General features: G+C 62.0%; 20 protein-coding genes. 19 read left to right on the top strand and 1 reads right to left on the bottom strand.

Going from position 1 to position 20,279, the window contains the following annotated elements:
- Nucleotides 1-11: 11 nt before the first annotated feature.
- From nuoE to RPMA_RS16395, 19 genes are all read left to right on the top strand, one after another.
- Nucleotides 12-800 carry an NADH-quinone oxidoreductase subunit NuoE gene (gene nuoE / locus RPMA_RS16485; protein WP_211908805.1) on the top strand — a complete coding sequence of 263 codons (789 nt, stop codon included), beginning with the start codon at nucleotides 12-14 and terminating at the stop codon, nucleotides 798-800.
- A gap of 47 nt (nucleotides 801-847) precedes the next feature.
- The gene (locus RPMA_RS16480; RefSeq protein ID WP_328516522.1) at nucleotides 848-1,012 is read left to right on the top strand and encodes a hypothetical protein; all 165 of its coding nucleotides are present in this window, start codon (nucleotides 848-850) and stop codon (nucleotides 1,010-1,012) included.
- 11 nt (nucleotides 1,013-1,023) lie between these two features.
- Nucleotides 1,024-2,349, top strand: coding sequence for an NADH-quinone oxidoreductase subunit NuoF (nuoF, locus tag RPMA_RS16475; protein WP_211908803.1), 1,326 nt, complete (start codon nucleotides 1,024-1,026; stop codon nucleotides 2,347-2,349).
- Between the two features lie 10 nt (nucleotides 2,350-2,359).
- On the top strand, nucleotides 2,360-4,405 hold the full coding sequence (nuoG, locus tag RPMA_RS16470) for an NADH-quinone oxidoreductase subunit NuoG (RefSeq protein WP_211908802.1): 2,046 nt from the start codon (nucleotides 2,360-2,362) through the stop codon (nucleotides 4,403-4,405).
- 4 nt (nucleotides 4,406-4,409) lie between these two features.
- Nucleotides 4,410-5,435 carry an NADH-quinone oxidoreductase subunit NuoH gene (nuoH, locus tag RPMA_RS16465; protein ID WP_211908801.1) on the top strand — a complete coding sequence of 342 codons (1,026 nt, stop codon included), beginning with the start codon at nucleotides 4,410-4,412 and terminating at the stop codon, nucleotides 5,433-5,435.
- Between the two features lie 7 nt (nucleotides 5,436-5,442).
- Nucleotides 5,443-5,931 carry an NADH-quinone oxidoreductase subunit NuoI gene (gene nuoI / locus RPMA_RS16460; protein WP_211908800.1) on the top strand — a complete coding sequence of 163 codons (489 nt, stop codon included), beginning with the start codon at nucleotides 5,443-5,445 and terminating at the stop codon, nucleotides 5,929-5,931.
- A 9-nt stretch (nucleotides 5,932-5,940) separates the two neighbouring features.
- On the top strand, nucleotides 5,941-6,579 hold the full coding sequence (locus RPMA_RS16455) for an NADH-quinone oxidoreductase subunit J (RefSeq protein WP_211913697.1): 639 nt from the start codon (nucleotides 5,941-5,943) through the stop codon (nucleotides 6,577-6,579).
- Nucleotides 6,576-6,884, top strand: coding sequence for an NADH-quinone oxidoreductase subunit NuoK (nuoK, locus tag RPMA_RS16450; protein WP_211908799.1), 309 nt, complete (start codon nucleotides 6,576-6,578; stop codon nucleotides 6,882-6,884). Before RPMA_RS16455 ends, nuoK begins: the two co-directional genes overlap by 4 nt.
- A gap of 7 nt (nucleotides 6,885-6,891) precedes the next feature.
- A complete protein-coding gene (nuoL, locus tag RPMA_RS16445; RefSeq protein ID WP_211908798.1) occupies nucleotides 6,892-9,096 on the top strand; it encodes an NADH-quinone oxidoreductase subunit L in 2,205 nt (734 codons plus the stop codon).
- Nucleotides 8,981-10,504 carry an NADH-quinone oxidoreductase subunit M gene (locus RPMA_RS16440; RefSeq protein ID WP_211908797.1) on the top strand — a complete coding sequence of 508 codons (1,524 nt, stop codon included), beginning with the start codon at nucleotides 8,981-8,983 and terminating at the stop codon, nucleotides 10,502-10,504. Before nuoL ends, RPMA_RS16440 begins: the two co-directional genes overlap by 116 nt.
- Before the next feature lie 23 nt (nucleotides 10,505-10,527).
- Complete coding sequence (nuoN, locus tag RPMA_RS16435) at nucleotides 10,528-11,964, top strand: NADH-quinone oxidoreductase subunit NuoN (protein ID WP_211908796.1); 1,437 nt, start codon at nucleotides 10,528-10,530, stop codon at nucleotides 11,962-11,964.
- A complete protein-coding gene (locus tag RPMA_RS16430; RefSeq protein ID WP_211908795.1) occupies nucleotides 11,964-12,776 on the top strand; it encodes a biotin--[acetyl-CoA-carboxylase] ligase in 813 nt (270 codons plus the stop codon). The genes nuoN and RPMA_RS16430 overlap by 1 nt, the downstream gene beginning before the upstream one ends.
- On the top strand, nucleotides 12,773-14,449 hold the full coding sequence (locus RPMA_RS16425; RefSeq protein ID WP_211908794.1) for a ribonuclease J: 1,677 nt from the start codon (nucleotides 12,773-12,775) through the stop codon (nucleotides 14,447-14,449). Before RPMA_RS16430 ends, RPMA_RS16425 begins: the two co-directional genes overlap by 4 nt.
- Before the next feature lie 36 nt (nucleotides 14,450-14,485).
- On the top strand, nucleotides 14,486-14,890 hold the full coding sequence (gene mce, locus RPMA_RS16420) for a methylmalonyl-CoA epimerase (protein WP_211908793.1): 405 nt from the start codon (nucleotides 14,486-14,488) through the stop codon (nucleotides 14,888-14,890).
- Nucleotides 14,891-14,897: 7 nt separating this feature from the next.
- A complete protein-coding gene (locus RPMA_RS16415) occupies nucleotides 14,898-15,173 on the top strand; it encodes a DUF1467 family protein (protein WP_211908792.1) in 276 nt (91 codons plus the stop codon).
- 49 nt (nucleotides 15,174-15,222) lie between these two features.
- Complete coding sequence (locus tag RPMA_RS16410; RefSeq protein ID WP_211908791.1) at nucleotides 15,223-15,624, top strand: hypothetical protein; 402 nt, start codon at nucleotides 15,223-15,225, stop codon at nucleotides 15,622-15,624.
- A gap of 626 nt (nucleotides 15,625-16,250) precedes the next feature.
- Complete coding sequence (gene proS / locus RPMA_RS16405) at nucleotides 16,251-17,570, top strand: proline--tRNA ligase (protein WP_211908790.1); 1,320 nt, start codon at nucleotides 16,251-16,253, stop codon at nucleotides 17,568-17,570.
- A gap of 88 nt (nucleotides 17,571-17,658) precedes the next feature.
- Nucleotides 17,659-18,927, top strand: coding sequence for a lipoprotein-releasing ABC transporter permease subunit (locus RPMA_RS16400; protein WP_211908789.1), 1,269 nt, complete (start codon nucleotides 17,659-17,661; stop codon nucleotides 18,925-18,927).
- 9 nt (nucleotides 18,928-18,936) lie between these two features.
- Complete coding sequence (locus tag RPMA_RS16395; RefSeq protein ID WP_211913696.1) at nucleotides 18,937-19,635, top strand: ABC transporter ATP-binding protein; 699 nt, start codon at nucleotides 18,937-18,939, stop codon at nucleotides 19,633-19,635.
- Nucleotides 19,636-19,692: 57 nt separating this feature from the next.
- Here the strand turns inward: RPMA_RS16395 and RPMA_RS16390 are convergent, their stop codons facing one another.
- Nucleotides 19,693-19,992 (bottom strand): DUF3551 domain-containing protein, encoded by a 300-nt coding sequence (locus RPMA_RS16390; RefSeq protein ID WP_211908788.1) that lies wholly within the window; start codon nucleotides 19,990-19,992, stop codon nucleotides 19,693-19,695.
- Nucleotides 19,993-20,279: the final 287 nt, after the last annotated feature.

Raw genomic sequence — 20,279 nt, 5'->3', positions numbered from 1 at the left:
GAGTAACCACCATGTCTGTCCGCCGTCTGGCCCCGAAAGAACAGCAGCCCGCATCGTTCGACTTCACGCCCGAGAACCTGGCGTGGGCGAAGAAGCAGATCGAGAAGTTTCCGCCGGGCCGTCAGGCTTCCGCGGTGATCTCGATCCTGTGGCGCGCGCAGGAACAGCATGCCGGCTGGGTATCGGAAGCGGCCATCCGTTACGTCGCTGACATGCTGGAGATGCCCTATATCCGCGTGATGGAGGTCGCGACCTTCTACACGATGTTCCAGCTGCAGCCGGTCGGCAAGAAAGCTCACATTCAGGTGTGCGGCACCACGCCGTGCATGCTGCGCGGCGCCGGCGATCTCATCGATGTCTGCCAGCATCGCATCCATCACGATCCCCACCATGTGTCGGCAGACGGCGATTTCTCGTGGGAAGAGGTCGAGTGCCTCGGCGCCTGTGTGAATGCACCGATGGTGATGATCTGGTCCGATACCTATGAGGACCTGACCAAGGACAGCATGAACAAGCTGATCGACGGTTTTGCTGCGGGAACGCCGCCGAAGCCGGGTCCGCAGATCGACCGTCAGCATGCAGCACCGGAAGGTGGTGCGCGCGTGCTGAAGGATACGTCTGCGAACTACACAAAACAGTTCGATGCTCCGCCGAAGGAGCCGGCGCTCGCCGATGCCGAGCCGAAGAAGCAGACAGAAGCCGCCAATGCGCAGGAACGTCCGGCGCCGAAGGCTCCGGCTGCTGATGCGACCAAGGACAATCCGCCGAAGGGCGGCGCTCCGAAGGATCCGGGCAAATGAAGCGGGCGCGCGCAAAAGCCATTGCATTGAAGTCGGGGGACGATGCCATGAACAAGTGGCTGTACATGTTGCTGCATACCGCAGCTGCGGCGACATTCATGTTCGTTCTGCAGCGCTTCGTCCTGCAGTCCACGTTTGAATCGAGCTTGATCTGGGCGATGGCCTTCGGCCTTGGCGCCGCGGTGATCGCCTTCAAGCAAACCAATCGCTGATCGAGGAAGCCATGCTCGACGACAAGGATCGCATCTTCCGCAATCTGTACGGCCTCGAAGACTGGGGTCTCGATGGCGCACGCCGCCGTGGCGGTTGGGATGGTACCAAGACCATCATCGACAAGGGCCGCGACTGGATCATCAACGAGATGAAGGCGTCGGGCCTGCGCGGCCGCGGCGGCGCCGGCTTCCCGACCGGCATGAAGTGGTCCTTCATGCCGAAGGAGAGCAAGGACGGTCGTCCGAGCTATCTCGTCGTGAATGCCGACGAGTCCGAGCCCGGCACCTGTAAAGACCGCGAGATCATGCGCCACGACCCGCATACGCTGGTCGAGGGCTGCCTGATCGCGTCTTTCGCGATGGGCGCCAATGCCTGCTACATCTATGTGCGCGGCGAATTCATCCGTGAGCGCGAGCGCCTGCAGGCCGCGATCGATCAGGCCTATGACGCCAATCTGATCGGCAAGAACAACATCCATGGCTGGCCGTTCGACCTCTATGTCGCCCACGGCGCCGGCGCCTATATCTGCGGTGAAGAAACCGCGCTGCTCGAAAGCCTCGAAGGCAAGAAGGGCCAGCCGCGGCTGAAGCCGCCATTCCCGGCCAATGTCGGTCTCTATGGCTGCCCGACCACCGTGAACAATGTAGAGTCCATCGCGGTTGCGCCGGACATCCTGCGTCGTGGCGCGTCGTGGTTCGCCGGCATCGGCCGTCCGAACAATGTCGGCACCAAGCTTTACGGCATCTCCGGTCACGTCAACACGCCCTGCGTCGTCGAAGACGCCATGAGCATCCCGTTCCGCGAGCTGATCGAGAAGCATGGCGGCGGCATTCGCGGCGGCTGGGACAATCTGCTTGCGATCATCCCGGGCGGCGCATCGTGCCCGATGATCCCGGCTGCGGATTGCGAAGAACTCATCATGGATTTCGACGGCACCCGTGCCGTGAAATCCTCGTTCGGCACCGCCGGCGTCATTGTCATGGACAAGTCCACCGACGTGGTCGCCGCGATTGCCCGCATCAGCTACTTCTTCAAGCATGAGAGCTGCGGCCAGTGCACGCCGTGCCGCGAAGGCACCGGCTGGATGTGGCGCGTGCTGACCCGCATGGTCGAGGGCCGCGCCCACAAGCGCGAAATCGACATGCTGCTCGAAGTGACGAAACAGGTTGAAGGCCACACCATCTGCGCACTCGGCGATGCCGCCGCGTGGCCGGTGCAGGGCCTGATCCGCGCCTTCCGCCCGGAGATCGAACGCCGCATCGAAGAGTTCAGCCGCAAGGCTTCGCTCGACGATCAGGGCATCCTCGATCCCGCGCATCTGGTCGCGGCGGAGTAGGGCAACGACAATGACTAAACTGATCGTCGACGGCAAAGAGATCGATGTCCCCGCGGAATACACGCTGTTGCAGGCGTGCGAAGCCGCTGGCGCCGAAATTCCGCGCTTCTGCTATCACGAACGCCTCTCGATCGCCGGCAACTGCCGCATGTGTCTGGTCGAGGTGAAGGGCGGACCGAAGCCGGTCGCGAGCTGCGCCTGGGGCGTGCGCGATTGCCGTCCGGGCCCGAATGGCGAGCCGCCGGAAATCTCCACGCGTTCGCCGATGGTCAAGAAGGCCCGCGAAGGCGTGATGGAGTTTCTGCTCATCAACCACCCGCTGGATTGCCCGATCTGCGATCAGGGCGGTGAGTGCGATCTGCAGGACCAGGCGATGGGCTATGGTGTCGACACCAGCCGCTTCGCCGAGAACAAGCGCGCCGTCGAGGACAAGTATCTCGGCGCCCTCGTGAAGACCTCGATGACCCGCTGCATCCAGTGCACGCGCTGCGTCCGCTTCGCTGCGGAAGTCGCCGGCGCGCCGGAAATGGGCGCCATCGGTCGCGGCGAGGACATGGAGATCACCTCCTTCCTCGAAACCGCGCTGACCTCGGAACTGCAGGGCAATCTCGTCGATATCTGCCCGGTCGGTGCGCTGACCTCGAAGCCCTATGCATTCGCGGCCCGTCCGTGGGAGCTCGGCAAGACCCAATCCATCGACGTGATGGATGCGGTCGGTTCGGCCATCCGCGTCGATACCCGTGGCCGCGAAGTGATGCGCATCCTGCCGCGCGTCAATGAGGCGGTGAACGAGGAGTGGATTTCGGACAAGACCCGTCACGTCGTTGACGGCCTGCGCACCCAGCGCCTTGATCGTCCGTATATTCGCGACAACGGCAAGCTGCGCGCCGCGACCTGGACCGAAGCTTTCGGCGCCATCGCTGCCAAGGTGTCGGCGGCCGGCAACAAGGTCGGTGCTATCGCCGGCGATCTTGCTGCGGTCGAAGAGATGTTCGCCATCAAGGCGCTGCTGGCCTCCATGGGCTCCAGCAATGTCGCGACGACCAGCACTGCCGCATTCGACGTGGGCGCGGGCCGTGCGTCCTACATCTTCAACCCGACCATCGCGGGCATCGAGCAGGCGGATGCGCTGCTGATCGTCGGCGCCAATCCACGCAAGGAAGCGGCCGTGCTCAACGCCCGCATCCGCAAAGCCTGGCGCGGCGGTAACCTCAAGATCGGCCTGATCGGCGAGAAGGCCGATCTGACCTATCGCTACGAGCATCTCGGCGCCGGCACCGATACGCTGACCGATGTGATCAGTGGCAAGCACTCGTTTGCTGATGTTCTCAAGAACGCCAAGAATCCGATCGTGCTGGTCGGCGCAGGCGCGACCTCGCGTGCGGACGGCGCTGCCGTGCTGGCGCAGGCCGCCAAGCTCGCTTCCGACATCGGCGCCATCAAGGACGGCTGGAACGGCTTTGCGGTGCTGCATTCGGCGGCGTCCACCGTCGGTGCGCTGGATATCGGTTTTGCTGGCGGCAACATAGCTGAAGGCGCTGACGTCCTGTTCTCGCTCGGCGCCGATGATGTCGAAATCGCTCCGGGCGCTTTCGTCGTTTACATCGGCACTCATGGCGACCGCGGCGCTCACCGCGCCGACGTGATCTTGCCGGGCGCGGCCTATACCGAGAAGTCCGGGCTGTTCGTGAACACCGAAGGCCGCGTGCAGATGGCGGAGCGCGCCTCGTTCCCGCCGGGCGATGCCCGTGAGGACTGGGCGATCATCCGCGCGCTGTCCGACGTGCTCGGCAAGAAGCTGCCTTTCGACTCGCTGGCGCAGCTGCGTCAGGCGATCTTCAAGCAGGCGCCGCATCTGATGCGTCTCGACCAGATCGAAGCCGGCGATGCCGCCGGCATCAAGACCCTCGCAGGGAAGGGCGGCACCGTCGATAAGGCGCCGTTCAAGAGCCCGGTCGAGGATTTCTACCTCACCAACCCGATCGCGCGTGCGTCAGCCGTCATGGCGGAATGCTCCCGCCTGGCCTCGGGCCAGTTGCTGACGGCGGCGGAGTAAGACGATGGCTGAACTCTGGACTAGCACTCTCTGGCCGCTGATCATCATGATCGCGCAGAGCCTTCTCGTGCTCGTATTGCTGCTGGTGGCAATCGCCTACATCCTGCTGGCTGACCGCAAGATCTGGGCCGCCGTGCAGATCCGCCGCGGCCCCAACGTGGTCGGGCCGTTCGGCCTGCTGCAATCCTTCGCGGACTTGCTGAAATTCGTGCTGAAGGAGCCGGTGGTTCCGTCGGGCTCGAACAAGGGCGTGTTCCTGCTGGCGCCGCTGGTGTCCTGTATCCTGGCGCTCGCCGCCTGGGCCGTGATCCCGTTCAATGCCGGCTGGGTGATCGCCGATCTCAATGTCGGCGTGCTCTACATCTTCGCGATTTCGTCGCTGTCGATCTACGGCATCATCATGGCGGGTTGGGCGTCGAATTCGAAGTACCCGTTCCTGTCCGCTCTTCGCGCAGCTGCGCAGATGGTGTCCTACGAAGTCTCCATCGGCTTCGTGATCATCACGGTTCTGCTCTGCGTAGGCTCGCTGAACCTGTCGGCCATCGTGATGGCGCAGGACTCGAAGTGGGGCATCCTCGGCTGGTACTTCATCCCGCTGTTCCCGATGTTCATCGTGTTCTACGTTTCGGCGCTGGCCGAAACCAACCGTCCGCCCTTCGATCTCGTCGAAGCGGAATCGGAACTGGTCGCGGGTTTCATGACCGAATACGGCTCGACCCCGTATCTGCTGTTTATGCTCGGCGAATATGTCGCCATCGTCTCGATGTGCGCGCTCGCCACCATCATGTTCCTCGGTGGCTGGCTGTCGCCGATCCCGTTCGCGCCCTTCACCTGGGTGCCGGGCGTGATCTGGTTCGCCATCAAGGTCATGTTCATGTTCTTCATGTTCGCGATGGCGAAGGCAATCGTGCCGCGCTACCGCTACGACCAGCTGATGCGTCTCGGCTGGAAGGTGTTTCTGCCGCTGTCGCTGGCCTACGTGATCATCGTCGCCGGTGTGCTGCAATTCGGGGGCCTGGCTCCGAAATGAGGTCGCTATGAATATCAGGGCAACAGCTCACTCGCTTCTGCTGGCGGAGTTCGCGCAAGCGTTCGTCCTCGCCATGCGGTATTTCTTCAAGCCGAAGCCGACCTTGAACTATCCGTTCGAGAAGGGCCCGATCTCGCCACGCTTCCGCGGTGAGCACGCACTGCGCCGTTATCCCAACGGCGAAGAGCGCTGCATCGCGTGCAAGCTTTGCGAAGCGGTCTGCCCGGCACAGGCGATCACCATCGAGGCCGGCCCGCGCCGCAACGACGGCACCCGCCGCACGGTGCGCTACGACATCGATATGGTGAAGTGCATCTATTGCGGACTGTGCCAGGAAGCCTGTCCGGTCGACGCCATCGTCGAGGGGCCGAATTTCGAATTCGCCACCGAGACGCGCGAGGAGCTTTTCTATGACAAGGCCAAGCTGCTCGCCAATGGCGACCGCTGGGAACGCGAGATCGCCAAGTCGCTCGCGCTCGATGCACCGTACCGGTAAGGGGAAGTCATAATGTTTCCCGCACTGTTCTTTTATATGTTTGCCGGCGTTTGCGTCGCCTGCGCGGTCATGGTGATCGCGTCGCGCAATCCCGTGCATTCCGTGCTGTTCCTGATCCTCGCTTTCGTGAACGCATCAGGCCTGTTCATCCTGATGGGCGCCGAGTTCCTGGCGATGCTCTTGATCGTCGTCTATGTCGGCGCGGTCGCGGTGCTGTTCCTGTTCGTGATCATGATGCTCGACGTCGACTTCGCGCAGCTGCGTGAAGGCTTCATCCAGTATCTGCCGGTCGGCCTGTTGGTCGGCGCGATCTTCCTGGCCGAACTGCTGCTCGTCGCAGGTGGCTGGGTGATGAACCCGAATGCCGGCAAGGCGATCACCGCGCCGATCCCGGGCGGTGTGTCGAACACCGAGGCGCTCGGCCTCGTGCTGTACACGACCTACATCCATTACTTCCAGCTTGCCGGCCTCGTGCTGCTGGTGGCTATGATCGGCGCCATCGTGCTGACGCTGCGCCATCGCGGTTACGTCAAGCGTCAGGACATCAACGTCCAGAACGCACGCACCAAGACCATGGCCATGGATGTGCGCAAGGTGCCGGCCGGGCAGGGCCTGCAGGATTCGGATTCGGGGAGCTGGATCAAATGACCATCGGTCTCGGACACTATCTCGCCGTCGCGGCGATCCTGTTCACGCTGGGTATTCTTGGCATCTTCCTGAACCGGAAGAACATCATCGTCATTCTGATGTCGATCGAGCTCATCCTGCTCTCGGTCAACATCAACATGGTGGCGTTCTCGACCTTCCTCGGCGACATCGTCGGCCAGGTGTTTGCGTTGCTGGTGCTCACCGTCGCGGCTGCTGAGGCGGCGATCGGTCTCGCCGTGCTCGTCGTATATTTCCGCAACCGCGGTTCGATCGCGGTTGAAGACGTCAATCTGATGAAGGGCTGAGCCAGTTATGATCCAGGCTCTTGTATTCCTGCCGCTGATCGGTGCGCTGATCGCTGGCGCCATCGCCCTCATGGGGGCGCATGCGCGCAACCCCAGCGGCGACGAGATGGACCACGCGCATGGTCACGACGACCATGGTCACGGCCATGCCGACGCTCACGCGTCGCATGCGCATGACGATCACGGTCATGGCCATGACGACCACGACGATCACCACCACGTCGCAGAGCCCGCCGCGTTCGGTTCGCGTGCGGCCGAGCTGATCACCGCCGGCCTGCTGGTGGTATCGGCGGCGCTGTCCTGGATCACCTTCGTCGATGTCGCCTTCAATCACCACGATGCCCGCGTCGTGCTGCTGAGCTGGATCAATTCGGGCGACCTGCAGCTGTCCTGGACGCTGCGCGTCGATACGCTGACCGCCGTGATGCTGGTCGTCGTCACCACGGTGTCGTCGCTCGTTCACATCTATTCGCTCGGCTATATGGAAGACGATCCGAACCGGCCGCGCTTCATGGGCTATCTGTCGCTCTTCACCTTCATGATGCTCATGCTGGTGACCGCGGATAACCTGCTGCAGCTGTTCTTCGGCTGGGAAGGCGTCGGTCTCGCCTCGTATCTCCTGATCGGTTTCTGGTTCAAGAAGCCGTCGGCGAATGCCGCCTCGATCAAGGCCTTCGTGGTCAACCGTGTCGGCGACTTCGGCTTCCTGCTTGGCATCTTCGGCATCTTCATGCTGCTGGGCACGACCGATTTCGACGCCATCTTCGCTGGTGCGCCCGCTCTGGCCGGCAAGACCATCAATTTCTTCGGTTGGCATGCCGATGCATTGACCCTGATCTGCCTGCTGCTGTTTGTCGGCGCCATGGGCAAGTCGGCGCAGTTCCTGCTGCACACCTGGCTGCCGGACGCGATGGAAGGCCCGACCCCGGTGTCGGCGCTCATTCACGCCGCCACCATGGTCACCGCGGGCGTCTTCATGGTTGCGCGCATGTCGCCGCTGTTCGAACTCGCGCCGAATGCCCAGGCCGTCGTCCTTTTGGTCGGCGCCACCACGGCCTTCTTCGCGGCGACCATCGGTCTCGTGCAGAACGACATCAAGCGTATCGTTGCTTACTCGACCTGTTCGCAGCTCGGCTACATGTTCGTGGCGCTGGGGACGGGGGCCTACTCGGTCGCCATGTTCCATCTGTTCACGCACGCCTTCTTCAAGGCGCTGCTGTTCCTTGGCTCGGGCTCGGTGATCTATGCGATGCATCACGAGCAGGACATCCGGAAGATGGGTGGTCTGTGGAACAAGATCCCGTTCACCTATGCGATGATGACCATCGGTACCCTGGCGCTGACCGGTTTCCCGTTCACTGCCGGTTACTTCTCGAAGGACGCGATCATCGAAGCGGCCTACGCCTCGAGCAACCCGTTCGCCTTCTACGGCTTCCTGATGACCACGGTCGCGGCACTGCTGACGTCGTTCTATTCCTGGCGTCTGGTGTTCAAAACATTCCACGGCAAGCCGCATGATCAGAAGCATTATGATCACGCGCATGAACCGCCGATGTGGATGCTGTTCCCGCTGGCCATTCTCGGTATCGGTTCGTTCGCTGCCGGCTTCCCGTTCAAGGAAGCATTCGCTGGCCATCACGTCGGCGAGTTCTTCCGGGAGTCGCTGAAGATGAACCCGCACATCCTCGACGCGATGCATCACTTGCCTGGCTGGGTGCCGTATCTGCCGACGGTGATGATGGTGGTCGGCTTCCTGATTTCGTACCTGTTCTACATCCGCAAGCCGTATCTGCCGGTGGAACTCGCGAACCAGCATCCGCTGCTCTACAAGTTCCTGCTCAACAAGTGGTACTTCGACGAGCTGTACGACCTCATCTTCGTCCGTCCGGCGAAGTGCATCGGTCACTTCCTGTGGAAGAAGGGCGACGGCATGGTCATCGACGGCTTCGGCCCTGACGGTGTGTCCGCCCGCGTGCTCGACGTCACCCGCGGTGTCGTCAAGGTGCAGACCGGCTACCTCTATCACTATGCCTTCGCGATGCTGATCGGCGTCGCCGGGTTGATCACCTGGTTTATCTTCGGCCTGGGGGCCACTAATGTCCGGCTCTGTCATGACCTGGCCGATCCTCTCGGTCACCACCTTCCTGCCGGTCGTCGGCGCCATCCTCGTTTATCTGATGGCCCGCGGCCGCGACGAGGCTGCCGATCGTAACGCCAAGTGGATCGCGCTCTGGACCACGATCATCACCTTCGCGGTGTCACTGATCATGGTGGCGCGCTACGACGGTTCGAATGCCGGCTTCCAGTTCGTCGAAAAGGCGCCCTGGCTGGCAGCGACCATCAACTACCACATGGGCGTTGACGGCATTTCGTTCCCGTTCGTGATCCTGACCACCGCCTTGATGCCGTTCTGCATCCTGTGCTCGTGGAAGTCGGTCTCGAAGCGGGTGCCGGAATACATGATAGCGTTCCTGGTTCTGGAAACGCTGATGATCGGCACCTTCTCGGCGCTCGATCTCGTGCTGTTCTATTTGTTCTTCGAAGGCGGCCTGATCCCGATGTTCCTCATCATCGGCATCTGGGGCGGCCCGCGCCGCGTCTATGCGTCTTTCAAGTTCTTCCTCTACACGTTCCTTGGCTCGGTGCTGATGCTGCTGGCCATCATGGCGCTGTACTGGCAGGCGGGGACCACCGACATCCCGACGCTGATGCAGACCGCGATGCCGCGTAACCTGCAGATGTGGGCATGGCTGGCTTTCTTCGCCTCGTTTGCGGTGAAGATGCCGATGTGGCCGGTGCACACCTGGCTGCCGGATGCCCACGTGGAAGCGCCGACTGCAGGCTCGGTCGTGCTGGCTGCGATCATGCTGAAGATGGGCGGCTACGGCTTCCTGCGCTTCTCGCTGCCGATGTTCCCGGATGCATCGCTGTATTTCGCGCCGATGGTGTGGACGCTCTCGGCCATCGCGATCGTCTACACCTCGCTCGTCGCGCTGATGCAGGAAGACATCAAGAAGCTGATCGCTTACTCGTCGGTCGCGCACATGGGCTATGTCACCATGGGCATCTTCGCCGGTACCCAGCAGGGTGTGGCCGGTGCGGTGTTCCAGATGATCTCGCACGGCATCGTGTCGGGCGCGCTGTTCCTCTGCGTCGGCGTTGCCTATGATCGCATGCACACCCGCGAGATCGCGGCCTATGGCGGTCTGGTCAACCGGATGCCGATCTACGCGATGCTGTTCATGGTGTTCACCATGGCCAATGTCGGTCTGCCCGGCACCTCGGGCTTCGTCGGCGAATTCCTGACGCTGCTCGGCACTTTCAAGGTCTCGATCCCGACCGCGACTGTCGCCTGCGCCGGCGTCATTCTCTCGGCGGCCTATGCGCTGTGGCTCTACCGCAAGGTGGTGTTCGGCGAGATGACCAAGCCGTCGCTGATGGGCATGAAGGACATGACCGTCCGCGAAGGCCTGCTGCTGGTGCCGCTCGCCATTCTCACCATTCTGTTCGGTGTCTATCCGAAGCCCGTCCTCGATATGTCGGCGGCCTCGGTTGATCTCGTCGTCAAGAATTATGCTGCCGCAACCGCTGCCGTGAAGGCCGCGGCACTGCTGCACTGACCGCAGCGGACCAGGATCTCGCTATGACCATTACGACCGCTGGATATTCACTACTGCCCGTGCTGCCGGAACTGATCCTGGCAGTGGGCGCGATGGTGCTTTTGATGATCGGCGCCTTCAACGGGCCGAAGGTGACGGGGCTGGTGACAGCTCTCGCCATCTGCCTGTTGATCGTCACCGGCGTCGCCGAGATCATGCTGCCCGCGGGCAAGCTGGTCACCTTCGGCGGCAGCTTCATCGTCGATGACTATGCACGCTTCCTGAAAGTCCTCGCGCTGATCGCTTCCGCCGCCACGCTGCTGCTGTCGCGCGAATTCCTCGAGCACGACACCCGCCGCATCTTCGAATATCCGATCCTGGTTCTGCTTTCGACCATCGGCATGATGGTGCTCATCTCGGCCGGCGACCTGATCATGCTGTATCTCGGCCTCGAACTGATGAGCCTCGCGCTCTATGTCGTCGCCGCCTCGAACCGCGACAATGCAAAATCCACCGAAGCCGGCCTGAAGTATTTCGTGCTCGGCGCGCTGTCGTCGGGCATGCTGCTCTATGGCGCCTCGATGGTCTATGGCTTCACCGGCACCGTGAATCTGGCCGGCATCGCTGCCGAAGCCAAGACCGGCAGTATCGGTCTCGTGTTTGGTCTCGTGTTCCTGCTCGCCGGTCTCTGCTTCAAGGTCTCGGCCGTGCCGTTCCACATGTGGACGCCGGACGTCTATGAGGGCGCTCCAACGCCGGTCACTGCGTTCTTCGCCTCGGCCCCGAAGGTCGCAGCACTTGCCGTGTTCACCCGCGTCGCGCTCACCGCATTCCCCGGGATCATGGTGCAGTGGCAGCAGATCGTGGTGTTCGTGTCGCTGGCGTCGATGGTGCTCGGCTCGTTCGCCGCCATCGGCCAGACCAACATCAAGCGCCTGATGGCCTACTCGTCGATCGGCCATATGGGCTTTGCCCTGGTCGGTCTCGCACCGGGTACGCAAGAGGGCGCGCAGGGCGTGCTGGTCTATATCGCCATCTATGTCGCGATGACCCTCGGTTCGTTCGCCATCATCCTGACCATGAAGCGCGACGGCAAGCCGGTTGAGACGATCGCGGACTTCGCCGGTCTGTCGCGCACCAATCCGGTCGTGGCGTTCTTCTTCGCGATGTTCCTGTTCTCGCTGGCCGGCGTGCCGCCGCTCGCGGGCTTCTTCGGCAAGTTCTACGTGTTCATGGCCGCCATCAAGTCGGGTCTGTTCGTGCTCGCCGTGGTTGGTGTGCTCGCTTCGGTCGTCGGTGCGTTCTACTATCTGCGCATCGTCAAACTGATGTATTTCGATGAGCCCAAGGGCGCGCTCGATCCGATGCGCGTGGAACTGCGCACCGTTCTGGCCGTGACCGGCGTGTTCAACATCCTGTTCTTCGTCTATCCGGCTCCGCTGGTCAGCGCAGCACAGCTGGCAGCGAAGTCGCTGTTCTAGTGGCGTTCGCCCTCGGGCCACGTGCATTGGCGGCGGGCACCACGCTCGCCGCCTTTGACAGTTTAGGGTCCACCAATGCCGAAGCCATGGACCGAGCCCGCGCAGGCGGGCGCGGTCCGATGTGGTTCGTAACGACAGAGCAGACCGCGGGCAGGGGACGCCGCCATCGTCCATGGAGCGCGCCGCGTGGCAATCTCGCAAGCAGCATTCTCGAAGTGATGGATCTGGCGCCGGCCCAGGCCGCGACCCTCGGCTTCGCCGCCGGCCTCGCGCTGGAAGCCGCCCTGCAGCGCGTCAGCCTGGAAGCGCGCATGCGCGCGCCTGACGCGGACGCGATGGAATTCCGGCTGAAATGGCCGAATGACGTGCTGGCCGGAAAGGCCAAGCTGTCCGGTATTTTGCTCGAAGCCGAGGCGGTTCCATCCGGTCTCGCCGTGGTGGTCGGCATCGGCACCAATGTGGTGGCGCATCCGGAAGACACGCCATATCCCGCAACTTCGCTGCGAAAACTCGGCCTCGATGTCGATGCCGAGGGGCTTTTCACCGCGCTTTCGGACGCATGGGCGGAATATCGCGCCATCTGGGACAATGGGCGCGGTTTTGGCGCCATCCGGGCCAAATGGCTGGATCGTGCCGCTGGACTCGGCGATCCCGTGTCCGTACAGGCTGGAAACTCCACACTTTCTGGAATCTTCGATACGATTGACGACGCCGGTTGTCTGATCGTCGCGACTGCAGATGGCCGGCGCGTGCCGATCTCGGCGGGCGACGTTCACTTCGGCTCCGCGGCGTCGGCAAGGACTGGACAATGACACGACCCGACGAATTGACATTCTCGCCGCTCGGCGGCGTCGGCCAGATCGGCATGAACCTGTCGATCTATGGCCTCGGCAACCGGCATCAGCGTAGCTGGCTGGCGATCGATCTCGGCGTCTATTTCGGCGACGAAGAACATCTGCCCGGCATCGACCTGGTGATGCCCGACATCACGTTTCTGGAAAAGCAGAAGAAGAACCTCGTCGGTCTCGTGCTGACGCATGCCCATGAGGATCACTTCGGCGCCATCATCGATCTCTGGCCGAAGCTGCAATGCCCGATCTATGCGACAAAATTCTCGGCGTCGCTGTTCGAGGCGAAATGCGCGGCCGAGCGTGGCGCGCCGAAAATCCCGGTTACCGTTGTCGAGTCCGGCTCGCGTTTCAATGTCGGCCCGTTCGAAGTCGAGATGATCCCGGTCGCGCATTCGATCCCGGAATCCCACGCCATCGCGTTGCATACGCCCGTCGGCACCGTGCTGCATACCGGCGACTGGAAAATCGATCCGACCCCGATCATCGGCAAGCCCACCGACGAGAAGCGTCTCCGCGAACTCGGCGACGAGGGCGTGCTGGCGATCATCGGTGACTCCACGAACGCCGTTCGCGATGGTCGCTCACCATCCGAAATGGAAGTCGCCGCGACACTGACAAAACTGGTGATGGCGTCCAAAGGCCGCGTGGCCGTCACGACCTTCGCGTCGAACGTCGCCCGCGTGCGCGCCGTCGCCGAAGCTGCGCAGGCCGCAGGCCGCGAAGTCGTCCTCGTCGGCCGCGCCATGGAACGTGTCGTGCAGGTGGCGCGTGAATGTGGCTATCTCGACGGCCTGCCGGCCTTCCGCAACGCCGACTATTACGGACACTTCCCGCCGGACAAGGTTCTGGCGCTGTGCACTGGCAGCCAGGGCGAAAGCCGTGCAGCACTGGCGCGCATCGCCAATGACGATCATCCGCTGGTGACGCTCAACAAGGGCGACACCGTGATCTTCTCGTCGCGCACCATTCCCGGCAACGAGAAGGCCGTGGGCACCATTATCAATGGTCTCGTCACCCAAGGCATCGAAGTCATCACCGACCGTGACGCGCTGGTGCACGTCTCCGGCCATCCGCGCCGCGACGAATTGCGCGACATGATTTCCTGGGTGCGCCCGGAATTGCTGATCCCGGTTCACGGTGAGGCGTTGCATCTGAGCGAACACGCCAAGCTCGCGCGTGCCTGCGGCGTGCCGAAGGTGATGATCGTCAAGACAGGCGACCTCGTGAAGCTCGGCCCCGGAGATTCCGCCGTGATCGACGAATTGCCGTCGGGCCGATTGTTCAAGGACGGCGCGATCCTCGAAAGCGAGAAGTCGCGCGCCGTCACCGAACGCCGTCGTCTCGGCTTCGCCGGCTGCGCCATGGTTGCACTGGCCATCAACAGCAAGGGCGATCTGCTCGATGATCCCGCAGTCGATCTGATCGGCATTCCCGAACGCAACAGCTCCGGTCAGCTGCTCGACGATATCGTCTACGACATCGTGCTCGAAGTGGTGGAGAACCTCCCCAAGGCGCGCAAGCGTGATCCCGATGCGATGGCGGAGTCGGTGCGGCGAGCTGTCCGCTCAACGCTGGCCGAGCATTGGGGTAAGAAGACCATCTGCTATGTGCAGGTCCTGACAGTCGATCAGTAAGACAACAAAACTGAAGAAAAACACGGAGGAAACATTATGCTGGGCAGGCTCAATCACGTGGCGATCGCGGTTGCTGACGCGGCCAAGGCCGCCAAGATCTACGGCACCGCGTTCGGCGCCGAGATTTCCGACCGCGTGCCGCTGCCTGAACATGGCGTCTACACCGTGTTCGCGACGCTGCCGAACACCAAGATCGAATTCATCGAGCCGCTCGGCGAGAACTCGACCATCGCCAAATTCGTCGAGCGCAATCCTGACGGCGCCATTCATCATCTTTGCTACGAAGTGCCGGATATCATCGCGGCGCGCGATCAGCTGATCAAGGAAGGTGCGCGCGTGCTGGGCGATGGCGAGCCGAAGATCGGCGCCCATGGCAAGCCCGTGCTGTTCCTGCATCCGAAGGATTTCTCCGGCGCGTTGGTCGAAATCGAACAGTCCTGAGGGCGCGATGGCCTATACGATCTCGACAGCGCTGGCGATCTACTTCGTGATCTGGTGGGTCACGCTGTTCCTGACGCTGCCTTTCGGCGTGCGCAGCCAGCAGGAAGCCGGCGAGGGCGTCGAAGGCACCGACCCCGGCGCGCCCGTGATGGCGCGGATGGGGCGTAAGCTGATCTGGACGACATTGCTGTCAGCCGTGTTTTTTGCCGCCGGCATGGCCGCAAACAATGCGGGCTATCTCAATATCGAGCGTCTATCGAAACTGATGGGCGTGCCGCTCTAGGATCGAGAGCGAAGCCTGGATTTGATCGCATATTGCTTGGAGCCATCGCATGAAACGCTTCCTGCTCTTTCTGCTGCTTGGTCCGGCGGTTGGCTTTGCCACATTTGAAATCCGCGAAGTGCTCAGCGGGAAAGTGATCGGCGGGTTTCCCGGCTTCATCATGGGCCTGCCTTTTGCCTACTGGTTCGGTCTCATTCCCTCGCTGATCATGTGGGGCGAGGATTGGTTCCTCGAAGACAAGATGGGATTGTGGCCGAAGGTGCTCACCTCGGCGATCACCGGCTACATCGTCAGCATCGGGATGCTGACGATCTGGTCGTCGGTCGCCATCCCGCTGTCGCAGATTTTGACCTTCGGCATCGTCGGCGCATCCCAGGGGCTGGTCTGTTCGTGGCTGTCGGGCATTAAGCCGAAGCGCAAGAATGATGTAGGGCGGATCAGCGAAGCGTAATCCGCCACGGAGTTTCCATGATCAAATCGGCCGGCGGATTACGGCTTCGTCTAATCCGCCTTACGCGCATGTGCAGCAATTGGCCGCGCGTTGTTGGCTTGCATCAATGACGGGGAAGGGCGAAAGAGGGCACGTTCTCGGGTGAGCCGTTGCTCGAAAAAAAAGAGCAGGGCACATGGCCCTGCTCGGAAAATTGTATCGACCCTATATACCCCGATCGTTGGATTTTATCCTTTGATTGGCGGGTTGACGCTGCTTTAAGCGCGTCAGGGTTCCTCCCGAGACTTGGACCTTCAGACGCCATCCTTGCGGATTTGCCTGAGCTTCGAGTCGTAGCTGAACTTTTCGTGTTTGTCATCAATTTCGGCACAGCGTGTTCAAAATTGAGGCATGCATAGAATTGGATTATGACGCGCAACCCATGGTGGTTTTTTGCCGTGAATCTGCGTCTTTTACTGTGGTTCAGGTTGTATTTTCCGCGCGTTTCGCTGTGATGCTTTTCGGCCATGCGGCGTGCCATCATGCGCTGTGTTGTAGCGCGACGATAGCCAAGCTGCCCTTGTGTTTTGCCGGGCGATCCGGTTTCACTCGGGCCTTCCAGTTTCCTCCGATTCCCGGGCCTCACGATGCGATTGTCGCGCTATTTTCTCCCCATCCTCAAGGAAACGCCGAAGGAAGCGGAGATCGTTTCGCATCGCCTGATGCTGCGTGCCGGCATGATCCGCCAGGAGGCCGCCGGCATCTATGCCTGGCTGCCGCTCGGCCTACGCGTGCTGAAGAAGATCCAGGCGATCGTGACCGAGGAACAGAACCGGGCCGGCGCCATCGAACTTCTGATGCCGACGCTGCAGCTCGCCGATCTCTGGCGCGAAAGTGGGCGGTACGACGCTTACGGCCCGGAGATGCTGCGCATCACCGATCGGCACAAGCGCGAGCTGCTTTACGGGCCGACCAATGAGGAAATGATCACCGAGATCTTCCGCGGCTATGTGAAGTCCTACAAGAGCCTGCCGCTCAATCTTTATCACATCCAATGGAAGTTCCGCGACGAACAGCGCCCGCGTTTCGGCGTGATGCGCGGCCGCGAATTCCTGATGAAGGACGGCTACTCGTTCGACATCGATGAAGCCGCGGCGAAGCATTCCTACAATCAGATGTTCGTTGCCTATCTGCGCACCTTCGCCCGCATGGGCCTGAAGGCGATCCCGATGCGCGCCGAGACCGGCCCGATCGGCGGCGATCACAGCCACGAATTCATCGTACTCGCCGAGACCGGCGAATCCGGCGTGTTCTGCGACAAGAACGTGCTCGACCTGCCGATCCCGCCGGCCGATGTCGACTACAAGGGCGATCTTTCCGCCATCATCAATCAGTGGACGTCGATCTATGCGGCGACCGAAGACGTGCATGACGCCGCACGCTTCGAAAGCGAAGTGCCGGAAGAGCGCCGCCTCAATACCCGCGGTATCGAAGTCGGCCAGATTTTCTATTTCGGCACGAAGTATTCCGAAGCGATGGAAGCCAAGGTTGCCGGTCCCGATGGCACTGAGGTCGCCATCCATGGTGGCTCCTACGGCGTCGGCGTGTCGCGTCTGCTTGGCGCGATCATCGAGGCCTGCCACGACGACAACGGCATCATCTGGCCCGAGGAAGTGGCGCCGTTCCGCGCGTCGATCCTCAATCTCAAGCAGGGCTCGGCCGATACGGATGCGGCCTGCGAAGCGCTTTACAAGGAACTCTCGGCCAAGGGCGTTGACGTGCTCTATGACGACACCGACCAGCGCGCCGGCGGCAAGTTCGCCACCGCCGACCTGATCGGCGTGCCCTGGCAGATCCTTGTCGGCCCGAAGGGGCTGGCGGAAGGCAAGGTCGAGCTGAAGAAGCGCAGTGACGGATCGCGCGAAAATATCTCGCCGGCAGAGGTCGTCGCAAAGCTGACGTCCTGACAACTTATCCACTGCATGGTCGCCGCATCCTTTGCGATGCGGCTAGAATAAGCCCGATTCGTATGGGAGTCGGACGACGGATGATGCCATGAGCGAGCCAGTTCGAACCCCACCCTTTGCCGCCTTCGAATGGCTGCTGTCCGGACGCTATCTCCGTGCACGCCGCAAGGAAGGATTCATCTCGGTCATTGCCGGGTTCTCCTTCGTCGGCATCATGCTTGGCGTCGCGACGCTGATCATCGTCATGGCCGTCATGAACGGCTTCCGAAAGGAACTGCTCGACAAGATCCTTGGCCTGAACGGCCATATCCTCGTGCAGCCGCTCGAACGCCCGCTCACGGACTGGAAGGACGTCGCCGACCGGATCAGCGGCGTGAATGGCATCCGTCTCGCGGCGCCCGTGGTCGATGGCCAGGCGCTCGGCTCGTCGGCCTTCGGTGCATCCGGCGTCTTCGTCCGCGGTATTCGCTCTGCCGATCTGAACAATCTCACGTCGATCGCCAAGAACATCAAGCAGGGCTCGCTCGAAGGCTTCGATGAGGGGCAGGGTGTCGCCATCGGGCGCCGTCTTGCCGATCAACTCTCGATCCATGCCGGTGACAACATCACGCTGGTGGCCCCGAAGGGGGCCGTCACGCCGATGGGCACGACGCCGCGCATCAAGCCTTACAAGGTCGCAGCCGTCTTCGAGATCGGCATGTCCGAATACGACTCGACCTTCGTGTTCATGCCGCTCGCTGAAGCGCAGACCTATTTCAACCGCAACAACGACGTCACCTCGATCGAGGTCTACACCGCCAATCCCGACAAGATCGACGGGTATCGAAAACTCGTCACGGAGTCGGCGGGGCGGCCGATCTTCCTGGTGGACTGGCGGCAGCGTAACGCGACCTTCTTCAACGCGCTGCAGGTCGAACGCAACGTCATGTTCCTGATCCTCACGCTGATCGTGCTGGTGGCGGCGCTGAACATCGTCTCCGGCCTGATCATGCTGGTCAAAGACAAGGGCAGTGACATCGCCATCCTGCGCACCATGGGCGCGTCGCAAGGCTCGATCATGCGCATCTTCCTGATCACAGGCGCTGCGATCGGCGTGGTCGGTACATTGGTCGGTTTCGTCGTTGGCCTCTTGGTCTGCATGAATATCGAGGCGATACGGCAGTTCATTTCCTGGATGACCTCCACCGAGCTGTTCTCGCCGGAACTGTACTTCCTGTCCAAACTGCCGGCCGAAATCGATATCGGTGAAACCAGCGCGGTCGTCATCATGGCATTGACGCTGTCGTTCCTTGCAACGCTGTATCCGTCATGGCGCGCGGCGCGGCTCGATCCCGTCGATGCGCTGAGATACGAGTGAGTGGCTGATATGGCGCAGGCGGATGAAGATACACCGGCACTGTATCTGCACGATATCAAGCGGCAATACACGCAGGGCGAAAGCGTCCTGACCATTCTCGACAACGCCAAGCTCGGCCTGTGGGCCGGGCAGTCGGTGGCGCTGGTCGCGCCGTCCGGCTCGGGCAAGTCCACGCTGCTGCACATCGCCGGCCTGCTGGAAAGCCCCGATGAAGGCGAGGTCTATGTAGGCGGCACGGCGACGTCCGGACTATCGGATGCCGAACGCACCCAGATCCGCCGCACCGATATCGGCTTCGTCTACCAGTCACACCGGCTTCTGCCGGAATTCACTGCGCTCGAAAACGTCATGCTGCCGCAGATGATCCGCGGCCTGAAGCGCTCCGAGACGGTGAACCGGGCCAAGGAAATCCTGGCCTATCTCGGTCTCGGCGAGCGCATCACGCATCGTCCTGCGGAACTGTCGGGTGGTGAGCAGCAGCGCGTAGCGATCGCGCGTGCGGTGGCCAATGCCCCGCGGGTTCTGCTGGCCGACGAGCCGACCGGCAATCTCGATCCGCACACCGCCGATCACGTCTTCAAGGCGCTGATGCAGCTTGTGAAGGCGACCCGGGTGGCGATGTTGATCGCGACCCACAATATGGAGCTGGCCGGCCGGATGGACCGCCGTGTCTCGCTGGAAAACGGCAAGGTCGTCGAACTCGACTGACGCGCCATAGCAAAACAGCCGGCGATGCCGGCTGTTCGATCCCTCAAATGATTGGGCTTAGTAGCTGCGGCGCTGCTTGCGCTTTGCCCGCGGTGCCGGTGCATAAGCCTGCGGCGCGTATGCGAGTGCCGGGTTGGCGAAGCAGGAGAGGCCGAGGCCCGACGCCGTGTTGGCGCACTGCTGATAGGTCGAATAGCTGCAATCGTCATCGCCGTAGAGCGAGCGCAGGCAGAACGCGTAGCCGCTCGGCGTATAGAATGAGAACGGGCCCGGATCACGGGGCTGCGCTGCGGCCGGTGCAACGTTCAAGGCGGACGTGGCACCGAGGGCCAACAAAGCAAACAAGGCTGCGCGCATCTAGTATCTCCGTGCCGACTCGCTGGTCGATCATCAGTGAATTTCGCTTGGCACAAAGCCGGCCGTACCGCGTTTCGTCAACTCACAATGCAGCTGTCGGACCGGAAAATATCTGCTGGAAATGCAGGGACATGGAAGGAAATGCAGGCATTGCCGCATCCGACCGTCGGAGCTGCGGCAATGTCGCGCATTCGAGGTGAAATCCGGGGTGTTGAGGTTAAGGGATGATTAATCCAGGTGCCCGGTAGACTCGTAAGAGGCGTTCACACGTCGATTGGACCCCAGCT

The sequence above is a fragment of the Tardiphaga alba genome (genome assembly GCF_018279705.1).
In the GTDB taxonomy this organism is placed as follows: Bacteria; Pseudomonadota; Alphaproteobacteria; order Rhizobiales; family Xanthobacteraceae; genus Tardiphaga; species Tardiphaga alba.
Note: the sequence above shows the minus strand (reverse complement) of the source record. Positions and strands in the feature narration are given on the sequence as shown.